This window comes from Cupriavidus sp. SIMBA_020 (assembly GCF_046535395.1).
In the GTDB taxonomy this organism is placed as follows: Bacteria; Pseudomonadota; Gammaproteobacteria; order Burkholderiales; family Burkholderiaceae; genus Cupriavidus; species Cupriavidus campinensis.
The window spans coordinates 1-270 of the sequence record NZ_JAWRWU010000618.1; the positions used below are offsets into that span (position 1 = coordinate 1).

Consider the following 270-nt stretch of genomic DNA (forward strand, 5'->3'; position numbering starts at 1 on the left):
CGATGAAGGGCTCGGCGGCATCGAAAGCCGGCCGGGCGGGAATGTGCCGCTGATCGGGACGCGGCCGGGCTGGCGCGTCCGGTATGTCGGTGACGTGGAAGTGGAGGTCCAGCATGGCGTCGGCGCGCGGGCCGAACATGTGATCTGTTTCGAGCGGATCGGCTGACGTCGCGATCGTTGCTTCGGCGGACCGCCAGGAGGCGGTCCGCCGTGAGCTTACCGAGCGCCCTTACTGCGGGCCGAGTTCCTGCGCGGACGTGTCCGCATCGT

General features: G+C 69.3%; 1 protein-coding gene. It reads left to right on the forward strand.

The window, feature by feature from the left end; translation table 11 throughout:
• On the forward strand, positions 1-166 hold a 166-nt coding region (locus SB751_RS30770; protein ID WP_410749121.1), incomplete at its 5' end, for a DUF3005 domain-containing protein.
• Positions 167-270 lie beyond the last annotated feature (104 nt).